A 17,475-nucleotide genomic window follows, 5' to 3' on the forward strand; every position below is an offset into this window, starting at 1 on the left:
GGTTTTTCAGTCGCGCAATCTCATCGCGAAGGAGTTGGTTCTCAACTTTAAGCTGGGTATTTTCCAGACGGAGCTCGGCATTCTCCTTACGGAGTGCTGCATTTTCAGCTTCCAGCTTCTCAAGGCGAACTTCTGCACGTTCTGCCTTCTCAACCAGACCCGTGACCAGACTGCGCAACGCGTTCAGTGAAAGCGTGTCAGCATGCTTGGGCGAGGGAAGCGTTCTCTTCGGCATCTCAACAGAGAATCATGATTTGCGAAAATCAGGAATCCTCGGGCTCAAAATGATCGACGAACTTCGGCGTTATGCACAAGTCTTGAGTAAAAAGCATTTCTGACTTTGACTCAAAAATAAAAGACCCCCCCAACAAATCTGCCCCGCTTACAATCGCAACTGGCCTTGCCGCGTTAGATTGGGAGCGCCCTTCACGACGGCAATGCGATCACCTACCAGAAAAGAAGCTTTGTAAGAGCAGCCGATCGGTAATCCCTCATTTTTCATTGCTTTTGCCCGCATGAGCCAAATCTCACCCTTAAGAGGGATTTCAGTTCCCCCGCCTCACCCCTGCGCACAAGAAAAAATGGTTGTACATCCTGAGTTTGAGTATTCTCAAAAAATGACAGACTAAATTTCTGCGGCCTGGCTCAACTTGAGCAGATGATCCCGACAAATAATATCGACTTCGTCGATCAACTTTTGCGTACGCGCTGACAACCACTCCAAAGCTTTTTGGCTAATCTCAAAATGCTTTGAATACCGCGCTTTGACATAAGCTTCGTTTACCACATTAAACCATGCGGAATAGCGCTGCTGATCTCGCGGCCAAACATCCGCCAAACCTGGCGCCTGGCTTTCCGCAATGCTCCGTAAAAACTTAATGTTATGCGAAGCAGGCGTGTAATTGGTCAACGTGAGAAGCAAACCGGAATAAGCTTGCTCAATGGCTTGATGCAATAGAAATGCAGCCTCTTTAAAGTCCCCCTGTGCGACGCAAAACCTAGCAGTTTTGAGAAACACTCTTGAATGCGGCAAGCGATCCTCAAAATGCCCCTTCGCGATTTGATATGCATCACGATCTGATATTGGCCGCGGTTCGGCCAATGGCTCATCATCGAGCTCATAGAGCACAATTCCCTGGCGTCTGATATCGACAAAAAAGTACTGTCCTTGCTTAAGTGCATTGTTGATCTCTCGTCTCGAGTGAACGATGAACTTAACAGGGGTCTTCAAATCCTGTGCGTGGATAAGGCGGTCATCTGCCTTATTCCAATATGTTGAAAATTCCGTTAGTCGCCTGTCATTGACAATAATCAGAAGATCAAAATCAGATTGGTATCCCTTGGATGTATGCGGCTCATCAACCCAGTCGCCGCGGGCGTATGATCCGAAGAGAATGATCTTCAAGATACGCCCACGCTTTTTAAACTCTGCTGACCCAGGCTTCAACGCATCTTCAAGCTCCTCCAACAAGATCTGAACTGTTCGATGCAGTTCCTCTTGTTTCGCGAGTGGCAAATGTTCAATGCTGGATTTCATAAGGGACGCATAATTTTTAAATGACATCAGCAATGCATAACTCCAATTCTAGAGACTATCCAGATATTCGCTCCGAGGCAGCAATAAACACTTAAATTTGTTGTAACAATTTTGATGTTTATTTACAATTATTTAGCGTATACATCTTATCAAATCAGCCATAATTGATTTATTTTACATGATTTTTATATTGATTGGAAGTTTTTGTTGCGACAAAAATGCTGGTTGAAGCCAAAGTTTCTCGGAGAGTCGCAATGAACCCTACGGTGTTGTTCTGGTCGCGGACGACCGCTGCTCGATCGACCTTGACCAGCAACTACTATGGCATTCTGAAATGTGGCCGATGGCTTGGTGGCCAACACCCTGATATCCGTTCACCAGCTCAGTGGGATCGGGCACTTGCCCAAGAATATGCTTAGTCCGTTATGAAGATGCGGATTGGAGACTGGTCAACGCCTATTAGAAGTCCAGAAGCCGACGGGATCTGTTGCAAACTTTTCGTCAATGGATGAGCTGATAGTATCCTGGCATTTAATCCGCCGGGTATTTCAGATGTTTAAAGGCCGCCATTTTGATAAGTCCGTCATTCTGCTTTGTGTTCGTTGGTATCTGGCTTACAATTTGAGCCTTCGCAATCTAAAGGAAATGATGGCGGAACGTGGCATCGATCTCGATCACTCAACCGTCCATCGTTGGGTCGTCAGCTTTAGCCCAAAACTGCTTGAACGTTTTAATCGGAAGAAGCGTCAGGTCACGCGCAATTGGAACCTTGATGAGACGTATATCAAGGTCAAAGGTGAGTGGCTGTACTTATATCATGCGATTGATAGCAATGGCGCTATGGTTGAGTTCTATTTCAGCAAACATCGTGATCTAACCGCTGCTAAACGCTTTCTGCGTAAGGCACCGGCCCGCCATGGCAGGCCAGTGCGCATTACCGTTGATGGAAGGGAGAGCAACAGAATAGCTATATTGCAATGCGATGCAGAGAACCAGCTCAGACAGACTGGCCAACCGATTGCCATTCGTTCCAGCAAATATATGAACAACATGATTGAGCAAGATCACCATCGCATCAAACGACGCATACGCTCCATGCTTGGTTTCAAGTCACAAACTGCAGCGGGCATAACGCTCGCCGGTATAGAACTCATTCACATGATGCGTAAACAACAAGGCATCTTTTCAGCGGTAAATGCACGCTCAATCAAACAACAGTTCGAAGCACTCGCTGCATAACTACGTCCAGAGATAGGCCGGGCTCCGTTCAGATTGAAGTTTTGCAACAGAGCGTTACTTACTGCCATTCACATCGATCATCAATTCGGCGATGCCGTGTTCACGCGGTTGCACAGATCGCCGGTCGGTCGTCAGGCCTAATTGCCGCCGCAGTGACGACTGCACACAGAGCCGGTCTAAAGTCTCGCCCTCAATGGCGCTTGTTTTGATCGCTTCATCACTCAAAAGTTCGATACGCAACAGATCGCGCTCGGCCGGATTGATATGGCGCACCGCGCCGATCACTTCGCCGGATGACAGCAGGAATTGTTGCTCCAGACTGTGCAGCGTCATAGTGGAAATTGGGCCAGTCCGGTTGTGTCCTGTTCCAGGTCACGAGCGATAGTGTCCATTTCTATAGCTCATTATTTTAGAAAATATGATTAATAGAAGTGAGCTTTATCACTCAGGGGCGCTGCTCCTCAAATTTCCGCCTCGCAGTCTCAACTGTCTGAAGATTGGCCTCTGCCCAAATCCAAACGCCGCAGAAGGCTGCTCCTAAACTCATACCCAGAAGGGTCAGTCGGTAGTCCACGCGGGGTGGTACAACCGCATGCACTGTGCGCGACACCAGTCCATCGCGCTCCATCTGGCGCAGTGTTTGCGTCAGCATTTTTTGACTAATATTCGGGATATGGCGCGCAAGCTGCGTAAAGCGCAATTCTTCATGCCCATTGAGCATTTCGAGAATAATCATCGTCCATTTATCCGCGACCCGGCCAATGAGATCATTGACCAGTGCCTCGACTTTTGGATCCGGCGCTCTTGTCTGACTTTTCTCTAGGGGACTTGAGGGCATCGTGTGTTTCAAACCGGACAATTCAATACTCTCTTTTTGGTAAGTATAATTCTTTTAAGTGCCTTCTTTCCATCAGATAGCAATAAGCTCATTTAAGCACCAGTGGCCCTGGAGGCTGGTTCGATCTGTGGGACCAAATCATCGCTCTAACAAGCTGTTTTAACGCGATGCCTATAGCTGTTTCACACTTTTGGCATGCGCTCTAGCGGAGTAAATTGCATGAAAATAACTGGCAATACGATCCTGATTACCGGCGGCGGGTCAGGTATCGGGGAAGCATTAGCGCACCGCTTTCACGATTTGGGCAACACTGTTATCATTGCCGGACGGCGCCTGGATGCACTTGAACGAGCGTGCATCGGACGCGATAATATGCTTGCGATAACAGTCGATGTTGAAAGTAGCCCAGACATTTCTGATTTTGCTATCGATGTTATCAGAAAGTATCCAAGCATAAATGTTCTTATTAACAATGCAGGCATCATGCGGTCTGAAACTCTGGATCATCAGCGTGATCTTACTGATGCTGAGGCAATGATCACGACAAACTTGCTTGGTACCATCCGTATGACCAATGCGTTCATCAATCATCTTGTGGCGCAGCCAGATTCAACAATAGTGAATGTCAGTTCAGGTCTGGCATTTGTTCCGCTGTTTAGCGCTCCGACTTATAATGCGACCAAAGCAGCAATCCATTCATATACCATTTCATTGCGTGAGGCTTTGAAGGGGCAGGTTGAAGTCATCGAGTTGGTTCCGCCCGCAGTGCAGACAACACTCACGCCCGGTCAGGAGACACGTGATGGCTACCAGCCATTGTCAGAATTTACGGATGAGGTCATGGCGTTGTTTTCACAGAAGCCGACACCGGCAGAAATACTTGTTTCGCGCGTGGCATTCCAGCGACACGCTGAAGCCGAAGGGCGGTTCGACGAAGCACTGGCAAGACTGAGCGATATGGCCAGAAAGTTCGGGGCAGGCTGACAGTTTGTCAAATCCGACGTCGCGAAGTGCGTGCGTGGCGCACTTCGCCGCACATATGCGCTCTGGTGCGGGTAACCTTGCCTGTCTATGGCATCGCTTGCGGGAAGGGGCGGAATCCGACGCTAACGTTTCTTTGTGCCATTTTAGTATGGAAGTAAGTGTTGTTTCTACTGACAACAATCATCAATGTTGTTATCGATAACAACGTGACAGCCACGCTGTTAGAAAAGGCCCGAACGGCGACCAGTGAAACGGCCTTTGATGAGGTTATACTCTGGCCCTTGCCCGAACCGGTCTTAGGCAGTGCGCATCCGTTCCGATACCAGCTGGCTCAGGTTGTGGGCGGTGAATGCGTTCTGCGCTATGACAATGAGCGCGGCAAGGGCGATCACCGGCACATTGACGGGTCTGGAAGAACCGATCGAATTTGTCTCGCTCGAAGGGCTCTATGACGCGTTTCTGGCCGATATGGAAAGGATAATGCGATGAACACATTAAACGTTCGGATTGCATCACATGCCGATACCAAATCAAGGGTTTTGCGGGCGGCACAACAGGCTCGTACAGGTGAAGCGGTGGCCGTCGATCCGTCTCTTAATTTTCTGAGCTATGATGACATGCATCGGGTGCTTGCCCCTTCCCGCCTCGCAATCGTCAAGGCTCTGGCCGGTCAGGGTGCTTTGTCGATCAGAGAAGTTGCGCGTCGTGTAGGGCGTAACGTGCAGGCCGTTCATCGTGACGTGACAACGCTGATCAATGCTGGTGTGATCGACAAAAGGGAACAGGGTATTTCATTCCCCTATGAGCGTATTAATTTCGATTTTGATGTGAGTGTAGCAACCTGACAATGGCCACATGCATATCGGCGGTGCAAATATAGATGATCGGTTGCGCATCGAGCGCAGACGATCATCAAACCTCCGACAACCCTGCAGCGTTCAATGATTACGCGGGTTGTCTCCAGTTTACAGCGCCCAGTTCCCGCTGGCAAGCATCCGGTTAATCGCCACGTATCGCTTTATGTCAGCCTTGCGCCCCTGATATTTTCCAGCGGCCTTTGCTACAGCTATACCTTGCTTTTGCCGGTCGCGGCGCTGCTCATAATCTCGCCGTGCAATTGCCGCCAGCATATCGAGCAACATGTCATCGATCACGCCGAACATACGGGCGTCAAATTCTGAATGGTTTGGTGAAAGGCTTTGCCATGTTGTTGGTACATTTACAGCAACAACCTTGATCTGACGTTCACGCAACAGCGTTTTCAACCGCTGCCCATCGTCTTCTTTCAATCGCGACAGCCGGTCAACGTCTTTCACCAGCAACACGTCACCAGACTGACAATCATCCAGCAGACGAAACAATTCTGGCCGGTCAAGCCGCGCACCGGATTCATTCTCCGTGTTGTAGTTACAAATGGTCACAACCCGCTCGCGTGCAAACGTGTCCAGCATACCCTCGCCCGCGATGCTTCCTGCTCACTGGTAGACGCTAGCAGATGGCTGAAACTTCTGCGGTACTGTTAGGGCCATTTGCGTGTACCAGTCTGTTATAAACTGTCATAACGGACCATACAGTACCGGATTTCAGCACTCCACAATGGGTATACCCAAAAACTACAATTACAACATGACGGCCTTGAGCATTTCCCTAACTGATCAAATCGTAGTGGTTTATAACAGAACCAGGGTTGGCGAGCAGATAACGGCGGATAGGGAACCGCTACGTTATCATCTTCATTTCTGAAACGCCTATTAAGGTATGGTTTCAATATCCGTTTGACGGAATTCATCATGGGTCGCGAGAATAGGAACGCGATAATATTTTGCACAAGCGTAATGCAAACAATCACCCAGATTAAGCCGTCTTGCCCCTTTGCCGAATTTTTCAAAAGCACTTATTGATAGACTGGATGCCGTTTTCGCAATCGGCAAATCAACGAGTTTGATATTTCGCGACTCCAGCAAGTCCATAAGAAACGCTTCGGCCTGTGTGGGCGTACAATCGAATTTATCAGGCCTTGTCAATGCGATTACTGTTTCCAAAATCGCCACAGCGGAGGTGATGCGCTTCTTTGCATTGGTCAGAGCATGTGAAACGCGTTCGGCTTCGGGTTCACTGGTAGCCAATGCGATAAGGGCGCAAGCATCAACATACATTATTTGTCTTCCCACATTTCATTGAATACGGACGGGGGAAGGGGTTCTCTCGCCTGAGCTGTCAGCCGAATGCCGTGTTTTTTACGTAAACGTTCGGCTGTTTCCATCGGTGTTTCCGTGTTAACCCGACTCTCAATTGCCTCATTCACAGCTAATATAATCGCATCAGTCAGATTGCGGCCTGTGAGCTTGGCAAATTTGCGTATTAGCTTGTCCGCCTCTTCATTTGTAATGTTGATCGCCATTGTCGCAATCCTTCAATCTATCTACATTTTTATTAGTGTTAATGTAGACTATAAGATCTACATTGCAATATCTCACGTATGTTGTGTCGGTACGATGCAATAAATTAAACCATATCTCAAAATTTTCAGACCGTTTGCCCTGCAAAAAATGCGCCTGTGATAAACGGTTTTGTTGCAAACTTTTCGTAAATGGATGGACTGACAGAATACCGGCTTTTAATCAGCTGAGTATTTTTGATGTTCAAAGGTCGCCATTTTGATAAATCTGTCATCCTTCTGTGTGTTCGATGTATCTGGCTTACAATCTGAGCCTGCGTAATCTGAAGGAAATGATGGCGGAACGCGGCATTGATCTCGATCATTTAACCCTGCATCGCTGGGTCATCTGCTTCAGCCCCAAATGGCTTGAACGTTTCAATCGGAGGAAGCGTCAGGTCCCACGCAAATGGAACCTTGATGAGACGCACATCAACGTCAAACACCACTGGCTGTACTGATACCGCGCCATCGATAGCAATGGTGACACGGTCGAGTTCTGTTTCAGCAAACAACGTAAACTGAGCGCTGCCAAATGCATTATCCGCAAGGCACTCGCCCGCCACGGCAGGCCAGTGCGCATTACCATTGATGGACGCGAGACAAATAGAATAGCTATAATGCAATGCGATGCGGAGATCCGGCTTAGCCAGGCTGGCAAACCGATTGTCATTGCTCCAGCAAATACATGAACAACACGATTGAGCAGGATCATCGCCGCATCAAACGACGCACACGCTCCATGCTAAGTTTCAAGTCAGAAACCGCAACCGGTATCACGCTCACCGGTATTGAGCTCATTCACATGATGCGCAAACAGCAAGGCATCTTTGCAGCCGCTAATGCACTCTCAATCAAACAACAGTTCGAAGCACTCGCTGCATAACTGCGTCAAAAGATAAGCCGCACTATTCATCGCAGCAATTATTCAACATCAAGTTGGAAAAACTGACCGACTGAAATGGTGAAATTGTCTTCCAAACATATATGACTTTTTTATTTCTTCGCCCTTTACCCTCTCTCGAAATCCTATGAGCTCCGGCAGCATAGTGCCTGCTGTGAAACAGGGAGCCCACAGGTAATCAGGCCGGGCACAGTAGAAATGACAATGGATATCGCCGTTCTTGGTATCGGCATCGCTTTCTTCGCAATGCTGTTTGGCTATTTGCGCCTTTGCGAGAGGCTTTGAGGAACCCGCCATGCTGATTGAATATATCGCAGGCGCCCTGGTTGCGGCTTTCGTTGCCGCCTACCTTCTTTACGCGCTCATTCGTCCGGAACGGTTCTGAATAAGCAGCCGATTTGAGCCTAGAGCGCATCCCGAAAAGTCGGAAGCCAATTTCGGATACGATGCGCGTTAAACCAAAGATTTAGAGCGCGGATCTGTTTCAATCAGATCGAAACGCGCTCTAATCAGGCTTGGGAAAAACCATGACAATCAATGGATGGATACAGATCCTCATATTTTGCGGGATCATCATCGCGCTCATAAAGCCGCTTGGCAGCTACATGACGCGCGTTTTCAATGGCGAGCGCACGTTTCTGTCGCCTGTCCTCGTTCCCATCGAACGGGGCCTTTATCGTCTGGCAGGAACAAGCGAGCGTGAGGAGCAACACTGGACGAGCTATGCAGCCGCCATGCTGCTGTTCAATCTTGCAGGCTTTCTGCTGCTTTATTTTCTGCAGCGCGCGCAAGGTTCCCTGCCTTTCAACCCGATGGGCATGAGCAATGTGCCTGCCGATCTCGCCTTCAACACGGCCACAAGTTTTGTGACCAACACCAACTGGCAGAACTATGGTGGCGAAAGCACCATGTCCTATCTCACCCAGATGGCAGGTCTTACAGTCCAGAATTTCGTTTCGGCTGCAACGGGTGTGGCCATAGCCATTGCGCTTATCCGCGCCTTCTCGCGCAAATCGATGAAGACGCTGGGCAATTTCTGGTGTGACCTCACACGCTGCACGCTCTATATCCTGCTGCCCATTTGTGTGGTCATGACGCTTGCTTTTGTGGCGCTCGGTGTACCGCAGACGCTCGGCTCTTATGTCGAAGCCACCACGCTTGAAGGCGCGCGTCAGGTCATAGCCCTTGGTCCGGTCGCTTCTCAGCTTGCCATCAAGATGCTCGGCACCAATGGCGGCGGGTTCTTCAATGCCAATTCCGCGCATCCATTTGAAAATCCCGATGCCATTTCGAACATGATCCAGATGGTAGCGATCTTTGCCATCGGTGCGGGCCTTACAAATGTGTTTGGCCGCATGGTCGGCAATGAAAAGCAGGGCTGGGCGATTTTTGCTGCAATGGGCGTGCTCTTTGTGGCCGGTGTTGCCATTTGCTATTGGGCAGAAGCTGCGGGCAATCCGCTGATCCATGCGCTTGGCATTGATGGCGGCAATATGGAAGGCAAGGAAACCCGCTTCGGCATTACCATGTCGGCGCTATTTGCAGTGGTGACGACAGCCGCCTCCTGTGGCGCAGTCATTGCCATGCATGACAGCATGATGGCACTTGGCGGCATGATCCCCATGATCAATATGATGCTGGGTGAAATCATTATCGGCGGTGTGGGCGCAGGCTTCTACGGCATCATCCTGTTTGTCGTCGTGGCAATCTTCGTGGCCGGTTTGATGGTCGGACGCACACCGGAATATCTGGGCAAGAAAATCGAGGCCAAAGAAGTGAAGATGGCCATGCTCGCCGTTCTCTGCCTGCCGCTTTCGATCCTTGGCTTTACGGCAATCGCCACAGTCATTCCGGCAGGTCTAAGCTCGATTGCCAATCCGGGGCCGCATGGCTTTTCGGAAATCCTTTATGCCTATACGTCGGGCACCGCCAATAACGGTTCGGCCTTTGGTGGTCTCTCGGGCAACACGCCCTGGTACAACATCACCATCGGTCTTGCGATGCTGATGGGCCGCTTTCTGGTCATCGTACCGGCACTGGCAATTGCAGGCTCACTGGTTGCCAAGAAGGCTGCACCCGAATCCGCCGGGACATTCCCGACCCACGGACCGCTTTTCGTCGGTCTGTTGATCGGTGTCATTCTCGTTGTGGGTGGTCTGATCTTCTTCCCCGCACTGGCACTCGGACCTGTGGCTGAACATCTCGCGCTTATCAACGGGCAGACATTCTAATGCACATATTCAGCAAGTTAATAACTCCTTTTTGCATCCATTCGGATGCACGGAGTTTTAGGCCATCAAACCTCATTCTCCTCATCCTCGCAGCAGTGCTGATGATCGTACTTGCTGCAGAATTTCTGGGTCCGCTTTTCTGGAGTTCCCTATGAGCAAGTCCCAATCCGCCAAAGTCGTTAAGGCCAGCATCCTAGATGCGCGCATCCTCATTCCCGCCATTGGTGACGCTTTTCGCAAGCTTAATCCCAAAAGCCTTGCACGCAATCCGGTGATGTTCGTGGTGGCTGTGGTCTCGATGCTTACAACTGTTCTTCTGTTGAAGGATGTTGCGACCAGCGGAACCGATATCGGCTTTTCGTTCCAGATCGTGCTGTGGCTCTGGTTCACGGTACTCTTTGCCAATTTTGCCGAAGCTGTTGCCGAAGGTCGCGGCAAGGCACAGGCGGAATCCCTGCGCCGCACCCGCACGGAAACCCAGGCCAAACTGCTCCGTGATCCAGGCCAGAAAGACTTTACGACCGTACCTGGTACAAGTCTCAAGGTCGGCGATGTGGTGCTCGTTGAAGCAGGCGACATCATTCCATCGGATGGTGAAGTCGTCGAAGGTGTGGCTTCCGTCAACGAAGCAGCCATCACAGGTGAATCCGCTCCGGTCATTCGTGAATCGGGCGGCGACCGCTCTGCTGTCACCGGCGGTACGCAGGTTCTCTCTGACTGGATCAAGGTCCGCATCACGGCGGCTCAGGGCTCGACTTTCATCGACAAGATGATCAGCCTTGTCGAAGGGGCTGAACGCCAGAAGACGCCAAATGAAATCGCGCTCAACATTCTGCTTGCAGGCATGACGCTGATCTTTGTTCTGGCTGTGGTGACGATTCCGAGCTTTGCCTCCTATGCGGGCGGTTATATTCCCGTCATCGTGCTGGTTGCTCTCTTCGTCACCCTGATCCCGACCACAATCGGCGCACTTTTGTCGGCAATCGGCATCGCCGGCATGGACCGTCTGGTGCGCTTCAATGTGCTTGCGATGTCTGGTCGTGCGGTGGAAGCTGCCGGTGATGTTGACACGCTTTTGCTCGACAAGACCGGCACAATCACGCTCGGCAATCGTCAGGCCACAGCCTTTATGCCGGTTAGCGGCGTGAATGAACTGGCCCTTGCCGATGCCGCACAATTGGCCTCGCTTGCCGACGAAACGCCCGAAGGCCGCTCCATAGTCGTTCTTGCCAAGGAAAAATACGACATGCGCGGCCGCGATATGCAGAGCCTGAATGCGATCTTCGTGCCGTTCACGGCGCAAAGCCGGATGAGCGGTGTCGATGTTGACGGGTCGTCAATCCGCAAGGGCGCGGTTGATGCCGTGCTCAAACATGCAATATCGGATGAGAAGACCGTCCATGAACTGCAAGCCATTGCCGACACAATCGCCAAAACCGGCGGAACACCTTTGGCCGTCAGCAAGGATGGACGCCTGCTTGGCGTCATTCACCTCAAGGATATCGTCAAGGGCGGCATCCGCGAGCGTTTCACTGAATTGCGCCGCATGGGTATCCGCACGGTGATGATTACTGGCGATAATCCGATGACGGCGGCGGCGATTGCAGCAGAAGCAGGCGTCGATGATTTTCTGGCGCAGGCAACGCCTGAAAACAAGCTTGAGCTTATCCGGCAGGAACAGGCCAGGGGCAAGCTTGTGGCCATGTGCGGCGACGGCACCAATGACGCGCCAGCCCTGGCGCAGGCCGATGTCGGCGTTGCGATGAATACGGGTACGGTTGCCGCACGCGAGGCCGGGAATATGGTCGATCTCGATAGTGATCCAACCAAGCTCATCGAGATTGTTGAGATCGGCAAGCAATTGCTAATGACGCGCGGCGCACTCACGACCTTCTCGATTGCCAATGACATTGCCAAGTATTTTGCGATCATTCCCGCGATGTTTCTCGCCTTTTATCCGCAGCTTGGCGCGCTCAACATCATGGGGCTTGCGACCCCACAAAGCGCGATCCTCTCGGCGATCATCTTCAACGCACTCATCATTGTCGCGCTGATCCCGCTTTCGCTGAAGGGCGTTGCTTATAAGCCTGTCGGCGCAGGCGCACTGCTGTCGCGCAATCTTCTGATCTACGGCCTTGGCGGCGTCATTGTTCCGTTCATCGGCATCAAAGCCATTGATATGGCCATCGTCGCCCTCGGCCTCGTTTAAGGAACAAGAAAATGTTGAAACAACTGCGTCCAGCACTCGTCATGATCGTTGCTCTTACTGTCATCACAGGGCTGATTTATCCGCTTGGCATGACCGGCCTTGCACAAGCCATCTTTCCGCAACAGGCCAATGGCAGCCTCATCGAAAAGGATGGCAAGGTGATCGGTTCTGAACTGATCGGCCAGAAATTTGCAGGCGAGCGCTATTTCCATGGCCGCCCTTCTGCGGCTGGCAAAGAAGGTTATGATGCTGCAAGCTCGGGTGGCTCCAATCTTGGGCCAACCAATCCGGCACTGATTGCACGCATCAAAGCCGATGCCGACGCATTGCGGCAGGGTACACCCAATGCCGAAGTGCCGATTGATCTCGTCACAACATCGGCAAGCGGGCTTGATCCGCATATCTCACCGCAAGCAGCGCTTTTTCAGGTGCCTCGCGTTGCCAAAGCGCGCGGGCTTGATGCGGCGAGCCTTCGCGGTATCGTCGAACAGCAGATCGAGCAGCGCGAGCTTGGTTTTCTTGGTGAGCCGGTCGTCAATGTGCTCAAGCTCAATCTGGTTCTGGACAGAACCGGGATTAACTAGAGTAGATCAAAGCATTTCCAGCAAAAGTGCATCGCGGTTTTGTGTTGGATAATGCGTGAAAACAAAGAAATAGAGCGGTTTCAACGATTCTGCTAAAAATGAAACCGCTCTACCGGCGGGCTTGCCTGCTGCCTTCTCATTTTGAGGAACAACGCTTGATATCGGACGATCTTCGCCTTGGCGATATGAGGCCTTCCCCCGATGCGCTGCTTGAACAGGCAGAGCGCGAAACGCGTGGTCGTCTCAAGATATTTCTGGGAGCAGCACCCGGCGTCGGCAAGACCTTTGAAATGCTGCTGTCGGGACGTGCGCGCAAAGCGGACGGCATTGACGTGGTGATCGGCATTGTTGAGGCGCATGGGCGACGGGAAACGGAAGCGCTGGTCGATGGACTTGAGATCATTGACCGCAAGCCGGTGTCCTATCATGGCCACCAGCTCGATGAGATGGACATCGATGCCATCCTCAAAAGGCAGCCGCAACTGGTTTTGGTGGATGAGCTGGCCCACACCAATGCACCGGGCAGCCGTCATCCCAAGCGCTATCAGGATGTCGAAGAAATTCTGGCGCGCGGGATCGATGTTTATACCACGCTCAATATTCAGCATGTCGAAAGTCTCAATGATGTGGTGGCGCAGATTACCCGCATCCGCGTGCGCGAAACCGTGCCCGACAGTATTATCGACCGGGCCGATGATATCGAGCTGATTGATCTCACGCCGGACGATCTCATCAAGCGGCTTGACGAGGGCAAGATCTATCTGCCGAAAACCGCCAGGCGTGCAATCCGCAACTATTTTTCTCCCGGCAATCTGACTGCCCTGCGCGAACTTGCACTTCGCCGCACCGCACAGCGGGTTGACGAACAATTGCGGACCCATATGCGGGCACATGCCATTGAAGGGCCATGGGCTGCGGGTGATCGTGTTCTGGTTGCCATCGACCAGCGCACAAGCAGTGCTTCATTGGTGCGCTATGCGCGACGGCTTGCCGATCGGATGCGGGCGCCCTGGGCTGCCATTCACATTGAAACACCGCGCTCAGTCAATCTGTCCGATGAAGCAAAGGACCGGATTTCGGCAACCATGCGCCTTGCCGAAAGGCTTGGCGGCGAAACCGTGATTATTCCCGGCCAGAATATTGCCGAAGATCTGGTGCGTTACGCCTCAACCCATAATTACACGCATATCGTGGCCGGAAAATCGGCAAAGTCGCGCTGGCGCGGGGCAATCGAAGGCTCTGTCGGGCATGATCTTATCCGCCATTCAGGCGCGATCGATGTTCATATCACCTCGACTGCCGACCGCGACAAGGCGGAGACAACGCGTGGTGTCAAAACCGCAAGTCAACCGAGCGCCTTCAACATCAAGCCTTATCTCGCGGCCTCGCTGGTCACGGCCTGCGCGCTTGGTGTCGGGCTTCTGCTCGACCAGTTTTTGGATGTGCGAAGCATCGCTCTGGTTTTCGTTGTGGGCGTTCTTGGCGTTGCGGTCACGCTCGGTCTTTGGCCAGCGCTGTTCGTGTCGGTGTTAAGCGCTTTTGCCTATAACTTTTTCTTCCTCTCGCCGCTCTACACGCTGTCTATCGCAGACCCAGAAAGCGTGGTGGCGCTTTCGTTCTTTCTGCTTGTCAGCTTTGTCGCCAGTAATCTGGCAAGCCGCGTGCAGCGTCAGGCAGCAGCGGCACGGCAGCGCGCAAACATGACCGAGGATCTTTATCTTTTCAGCAAGAAGCTGGCGGGAACTGGTTCGCTTGATGATGTGCTCTGGGCAACCGCCTTTCAGATCGCCTCCATGCTGAAAGTGCGCGTTGTCATCCTGCTTCCCGAAGGTGAAAGCATTGCAGTTCGCGCGGGTTACCCGCCCGATGACAGTCTTGTCGATGCCGATATTGCTGCAGCGCACTGGGCTTGGGAACATGAACTGCCAGCCGGTCGGGGAGCGGATACGCTGCCCGGTGCCAGGCGGCTTTATCTGCCGCTCAAGACGGCGCGCACGTCTGTCGGCGTGATCGGGCTCGATAATGATCGGCAGGGACCAATCCTGACACCTCAACAGCAGAGACTTTTTGAAGCGCTCAGTGATCAGGCGGCCATTGCCATCGAGCGTGTGCAGCTTGTGGGCGATGTTGAACGCGCCAGGCTTGCAGCAGAGGCAGACAAGCTCCGCTCGGCGCTTCTCACCTCCATATCGCACGATCTTAAAACACCACTTGCGGGCATCATGGGGGCCGCCACCACATTGCGCGACTATTCCGTTTCGCTGCCCGAGAGCGACCGCACCGAATTGCTATCGACCATTGTCGAGCAATCCGAACGGCTGAACCGCTTCATCGCCAATCTGCTTGATATGACACGCATTGAATCAGGTGCCATGGAACCCAATCTGTCGCTACATTATCTCGGCGATATTGTGGGAGCAGCGCTGCATCGCGCGGTCAAGATTCTCGCGCATCACAGGCTTCAGGTGGCGGTCGCAGCCGATCTTCCCATGCTGCGGCTTGATGCGGTCTTGTTTGAGCAGGTATTGTTCAATCTTCTTGATAATGCCGCAAAATATGCGCCGCAGGGATCAGAAATCGCGCTTGAAGCGCATGTCGTGCGTGGTCATGTGGTGCTTGAAATCAGCGATCATGGTCCCGGTATTCCCGATATCGATCTTGAACGGGTTTTCGATACATTCTATCGCGTTCGCAAGGGTGATCACGTACAGGCAGGAACAGGCTTGGGCCTTTCCATTGCCCGCGGCTTCACAGAAGCAATGGGTGGAACTATTCGGGCCGGAAACAGGGCTGAGGGTTCCGGCGCCCGTTTTACGATAACCATACCGCTGCCACTTCAAGAGATAGACAGGAACTCATGAACGATCCAAAGCCGAAAATTCTGGTCGTCGATGACGAGCCACCCATTCGCAAATTGCTGCGGGTGGGGCTTACGACCGAAGGCTATACGATCATTGAAGCGGCCAATGCGCGTGAAGCAGACCTGTTGCTTGAGAGCGAAAAGCCCGATCTCGTTCTGCTCGACCTTGGCTTGCCCGATACGGACGGCCACGAACTTCTGCGTCTGTGGCGGAAACGGGGCCTGACGCTGCCAGTCCTCATCCTTTCAAGCCGTACCGATGAGGCAGGCATTGTGCGCGCACTTGAATCCGGTGCGGACGATTATGTAGCCAAGCCTTTTGGTATGAAGGAACTGGCTGCACGAACGCGGGTGGCGCTGCGCCATAAACTGCATCAGCAGGGCGAGAAACCGGTTTTTCAGAGCGATGGTTTATCGGTCGATCTGGTCAGGCGCATCGTGAAGCTTGATGAGGCGGAGATAAAGCTCTCGCCCAAGGAATATGAAATCCTGCGTTTGCTTGTTCAGCACGCCGGCAAGGTGCTGACGCATCAATATATTTTGAGCCATGTTTGGGGACCAGCGGCCGATGTGCAATATCTGCGCATCTATGTCCGTCAGCTGCGCCAGAAAATCGAGAAATCTCCCGATCAGCCGCATTATATTCTGACGGAAACAGGCGTCGGCTATCGCCTGCGCGCACAAGATTGATGGCTCAGTCACCGTTGTGACTAAAGGGAAATATTTCCCTCGCTCTTCAATAAAGTCGAGCTTCTGATCCTGTTCGCAGCAAGCACGAAAAAACGCTGATGGCAGGACAAGGTCTCATCTGCACAAAGCATAACATCAATTTAAGGCATTGCTAATGTCCACGTGTTCGGCACGATGTCACCCCAAGCACCATTCCCGCAGAATATGACCCGCTGTTACTCAATCCTACAGCAACTGCGGAGCGTAGAGATCCAGCTGCAATCACGCAGTCTATGATGTGACCGGCAACTTTCTGGATCCCGACAAAATCTAAGCTTTCTGCTTGCGCGCGAACTCAAGCGACTGAAACACATAGCGACCAGCGATTTCTGATCTTTTCTCTCCACTATTGAAATCTGTTTGATCCCAATCAAAGAGCGCGACCGAAAGGCATTCTAAATTTTCATCGCACTGGTGAATGGCATCTTTCCGAAACTGCCCAAGCCAGCTTTGGAGATCAACAAAATGCGTAAATGTGCTATTTCCTTCGCCGCAGCGGCCCTTAGCCTGATGATGGTGGCCCCCGTTATGGCTGAAAATATCGAAGTCCATATGCTCAACAAAGGCGCAGACGGCGCCATGGTTTTCGAGCCTTCTTACATTAAGGCCAATCCCGGCGACACGATCACGTTTATTCCCACTGACAAGGGCCACAATGTCGAGTCGATCAAAGGAATGATCCCCGAAGGCGCTGAAGCTTTCAAAAGTAAGATCAATGAAAATTACACACTGAACGTCACACAACCCGGCGCTTATTTCGTTAAATGCACACCGCATTATGCCATGGGCATGGTGGCTCTGCTGGTTGTCGGCGACAACCCTTCAAACCTGGAACAGATCGTTGCAGCCAGGAAGCCAAAACCAGTGCAGGCGAGACTCGAGAAAGCAATCGCCAGCGCACAGTAACAGGCTGTTGGAGATTG

16 protein-coding genes and 5 pseudogenes are annotated in these 17,475 nt (G+C 52.0%); 13 read left to right on the forward strand and 8 right to left on the reverse strand.

Going from position 1 to position 17,475, the window contains the following annotated elements; translation table 11 throughout:
* The 3 genes and pseudogenes from WH356_RS09925 to WH356_RS09935 form a co-directional block, all read right to left on the reverse strand.
* A pseudogene (locus tag WH356_RS09925) lies at positions 1-235 on the reverse strand (IS66 family transposase); the annotation flags it as partial.
* Between the two features lie 150 nt (positions 236-385).
* A pseudogene (locus WH356_RS09930) lies at positions 386-532 on the reverse strand (ABC transporter substrate-binding protein); the annotation flags it as partial.
* A gap of 93 nt (positions 533-625) precedes the next feature.
* Complete coding sequence (locus tag WH356_RS09935) at positions 626-1,564, reverse strand: nucleotidyltransferase and HEPN domain-containing protein (protein ID WP_339510342.1); 939 nt, start codon at positions 1,562-1,564, stop codon at positions 626-628.
* 227 nt (positions 1,565-1,791) lie between these two features.
* On the opposite strand from WH356_RS09935, the gene WH356_RS09940 reads away from it, so the two are divergent.
* On the forward strand, positions 1,792-1,956 hold the full coding sequence (locus tag WH356_RS09940) for a hypothetical protein (RefSeq protein ID WP_339510344.1): 165 nt from the start codon (positions 1,792-1,794) through the stop codon (positions 1,954-1,956).
* Positions 1,957-2,089: 133 nt separating this feature from the next.
* Positions 2,090-2,776 carry an IS6 family transposase gene (locus WH356_RS09945; protein ID WP_339510346.1) on the forward strand — a complete coding sequence of 229 codons (687 nt, stop codon included), beginning with the start codon at positions 2,090-2,092 and terminating at the stop codon, positions 2,774-2,776.
* Between the two features lie 69 nt (positions 2,777-2,845).
* Here WH356_RS09945 and WH356_RS09950 read toward each other — a convergent pair.
* Both WH356_RS09950 and WH356_RS09955 read right to left on the reverse strand, forming a co-directional pair.
* Positions 2,846-3,152: pseudogene (locus WH356_RS09950) on the reverse strand (DUF4172 domain-containing protein); the annotation flags it as partial.
* 69 nt (positions 3,153-3,221) lie between these two features.
* The gene (locus tag WH356_RS09955) at positions 3,222-3,614 is read right to left on the reverse strand and encodes a winged helix-turn-helix transcriptional regulator (RefSeq protein WP_339511143.1); all 393 of its coding nucleotides are present in this window, start codon (positions 3,612-3,614) and stop codon (positions 3,222-3,224) included.
* Between the two features lie 219 nt (positions 3,615-3,833).
* Here WH356_RS09955 and WH356_RS09960 point away from each other — a divergent pair, with 219 nt between their 5' ends.
* The 3 genes and pseudogenes from WH356_RS09960 (at position 3,834) to WH356_RS09970 (ending at position 5,443) form a co-directional block, all read left to right on the forward strand.
* On the forward strand, positions 3,834-4,598 hold the full coding sequence (locus WH356_RS09960; RefSeq protein ID WP_339510348.1) for an SDR family oxidoreductase: 765 nt from the start codon (positions 3,834-3,836) through the stop codon (positions 4,596-4,598).
* A gap of 206 nt (positions 4,599-4,804) precedes the next feature.
* Positions 4,805-5,087: pseudogene (locus tag WH356_RS09965) on the forward strand (toxin-antitoxin system TumE family protein).
* Positions 5,084-5,443: an HVO_A0114 family putative DNA-binding protein gene (locus WH356_RS09970; protein WP_339510350.1), complete on the forward strand. Its 360-nt coding sequence runs from the start codon at positions 5,084-5,086 to the stop codon at positions 5,441-5,443. Before WH356_RS09965 ends, WH356_RS09970 begins: the two are co-directional and overlap by 4 nt.
* A 120-nt stretch (positions 5,444-5,563) precedes the next feature.
* Here the strand turns inward: WH356_RS09970 and WH356_RS09975 are convergent, their stop codons facing one another.
* The 3 genes from WH356_RS09975 to WH356_RS09985 form a co-directional block, all read right to left on the reverse strand.
* The gene (locus WH356_RS09975) at positions 5,564-6,049 is read right to left on the reverse strand and encodes a recombinase family protein (RefSeq protein WP_339510352.1); all 486 of its coding nucleotides are present in this window, start codon (positions 6,047-6,049) and stop codon (positions 5,564-5,566) included.
* A gap of 300 nt (positions 6,050-6,349) precedes the next feature.
* Positions 6,350-6,754: a type II toxin-antitoxin system VapC family toxin gene (locus WH356_RS09980; RefSeq protein WP_339510354.1), complete on the reverse strand. Its 405-nt coding sequence runs from the start codon at positions 6,752-6,754 to the stop codon at positions 6,350-6,352.
* Positions 6,754-6,999 carry a type II toxin-antitoxin system VapB family antitoxin gene (locus tag WH356_RS09985; protein WP_339510356.1) on the reverse strand — a complete coding sequence of 82 codons (246 nt, stop codon included), beginning with the start codon at positions 6,997-6,999 and terminating at the stop codon, positions 6,754-6,756. Before WH356_RS09985 ends, WH356_RS09980 begins: the two co-directional genes overlap by 1 nt.
* Before the next feature lie 237 nt (positions 7,000-7,236).
* Between WH356_RS09985 and WH356_RS09990 the strand changes: the two are divergent.
* The 8 genes and pseudogenes from WH356_RS09990 to WH356_RS10025 all read left to right on the forward strand — a co-directional run bounded on the left by WH356_RS09990 (position 7,237) and on the right by WH356_RS10025 (position 17,458).
* A pseudogene (locus tag WH356_RS09990) lies at positions 7,237-7,921 on the forward strand (IS6 family transposase).
* A gap of 313 nt (positions 7,922-8,234) precedes the next feature.
* On the forward strand, positions 8,235-8,324 hold the full coding sequence (kdpF, locus tag WH356_RS09995) for a K(+)-transporting ATPase subunit F (RefSeq protein WP_036567035.1): 90 nt from the start codon (positions 8,235-8,237) through the stop codon (positions 8,322-8,324).
* A 142-nt stretch (positions 8,325-8,466) separates the two neighbouring features.
* Positions 8,467-10,170 (forward strand): potassium-transporting ATPase subunit KdpA, encoded by a 1,704-nt coding sequence (gene kdpA, locus WH356_RS10000; protein WP_194779783.1) that lies wholly within the window; start codon positions 8,467-8,469, stop codon positions 10,168-10,170.
* Positions 10,171-10,321: 151 nt separating this feature from the next.
* A complete protein-coding gene (gene kdpB, locus WH356_RS10005; RefSeq protein WP_339510361.1) occupies positions 10,322-12,379 on the forward strand; it encodes a potassium-transporting ATPase subunit KdpB in 2,058 nt (685 codons plus the stop codon).
* 11 nt (positions 12,380-12,390) lie between these two features.
* Positions 12,391-12,963 carry a potassium-transporting ATPase subunit KdpC gene (gene kdpC / locus WH356_RS10010; RefSeq protein WP_339510363.1) on the forward strand — a complete coding sequence of 191 codons (573 nt, stop codon included), beginning with the start codon at positions 12,391-12,393 and terminating at the stop codon, positions 12,961-12,963.
* 185 nt (positions 12,964-13,148) lie between these two features.
* On the forward strand, positions 13,149-15,824 hold the full coding sequence (locus WH356_RS10015; RefSeq protein ID WP_445253663.1) for a DUF4118 domain-containing protein: 2,676 nt from the start codon (positions 13,149-13,151) through the stop codon (positions 15,822-15,824).
* Positions 15,821-16,513, forward strand: coding sequence for a response regulator transcription factor (locus tag WH356_RS10020; RefSeq protein ID WP_339510365.1), 693 nt, complete (start codon positions 15,821-15,823; stop codon positions 16,511-16,513). The genes WH356_RS10015 and WH356_RS10020 overlap by 4 nt, the downstream gene beginning before the upstream one ends.
* A 504-nt stretch (positions 16,514-17,017) precedes the next feature.
* Complete coding sequence (locus WH356_RS10025; protein ID WP_339510367.1) at positions 17,018-17,458, forward strand: pseudoazurin; 441 nt, start codon at positions 17,018-17,020, stop codon at positions 17,456-17,458.
* Positions 17,459-17,475: the final 17 nt, after the last annotated feature.

This window comes from Ochrobactrum sp. MYb379 (assembly GCF_037479515.1).
In the GTDB taxonomy this organism is placed as follows: domain Bacteria; phylum Pseudomonadota; class Alphaproteobacteria; order Rhizobiales; family Rhizobiaceae; genus Brucella.

Bases quoted from the DNA above. Each gene is read 5' to 3' on its own strand.
- WH356_RS09980 (WP_339510354.1), bottom strand. From the start codon at position 6,754: ATGTATGTTGATGCTTGCGCCCTTATCGCATTGGCTACCAGTGAACCC.
- WH356_RS09985 (WP_339510356.1), bottom strand. From the start codon at position 6,999: ATGGCGATCAACATTACAAATGAAGAGGCGGACAAGCTAATACGCAAA.
- WH356_RS10025 (WP_339510367.1), top strand. From the start codon at position 17,018: ATGCGTAAATGTGCTATTTCCTTCGCCGCAGCGGCCCTTAGCCTGATG.
- WH356_RS09960 (WP_339510348.1), top strand. From the start codon at position 3,834: ATGAAAATAACTGGCAATACGATCCTGATTACCGGCGGCGGGTCAGGT.
- kdpC (WP_339510363.1), top strand. From the start codon at position 12,391: ATGTTGAAACAACTGCGTCCAGCACTCGTCATGATCGTTGCTCTTACT.
- kdpA (WP_194779783.1), top strand. From the start codon at position 8,467: ATGACAATCAATGGATGGATACAGATCCTCATATTTTGCGGGATCATC.
- WH356_RS09955 (WP_339511143.1), bottom strand. From the start codon at position 3,614: ATGCCCTCAAGTCCCCTAGAGAAAAGTCAGACAAGAGCGCCGGATCCA.
- WH356_RS10015 (WP_445253663.1), top strand. From the start codon at position 13,149: ATGAGGCCTTCCCCCGATGCGCTGCTTGAACAGGCAGAGCGCGAAACG.
- WH356_RS09970 (WP_339510350.1), top strand. From the start codon at position 5,084: ATGAACACATTAAACGTTCGGATTGCATCACATGCCGATACCAAATCA.
- WH356_RS09935 (WP_339510342.1), bottom strand. From the start codon at position 1,564: ATGTCATTTAAAAATTATGCGTCCCTTATGAAATCCAGCATTGAACAT.
- WH356_RS09945 (WP_339510346.1), top strand. From the start codon at position 2,090: ATGTTTAAAGGCCGCCATTTTGATAAGTCCGTCATTCTGCTTTGTGTT.
- kdpB (WP_339510361.1), top strand. From the start codon at position 10,322: ATGAGCAAGTCCCAATCCGCCAAAGTCGTTAAGGCCAGCATCCTAGAT.
- WH356_RS09975 (WP_339510352.1), bottom strand. From the start codon at position 6,049: ATGCTGGACACGTTTGCACGCGAGCGGGTTGTGACCATTTGTAACTAC.
- WH356_RS09940 (WP_339510344.1), top strand. From the start codon at position 1,792: ATGAACCCTACGGTGTTGTTCTGGTCGCGGACGACCGCTGCTCGATCG.
- WH356_RS10020 (WP_339510365.1), top strand. From the start codon at position 15,821: ATGAACGATCCAAAGCCGAAAATTCTGGTCGTCGATGACGAGCCACCC.
- kdpF (WP_036567035.1), top strand. From the start codon at position 8,235: ATGCTGATTGAATATATCGCAGGCGCCCTGGTTGCGGCTTTCGTTGCC.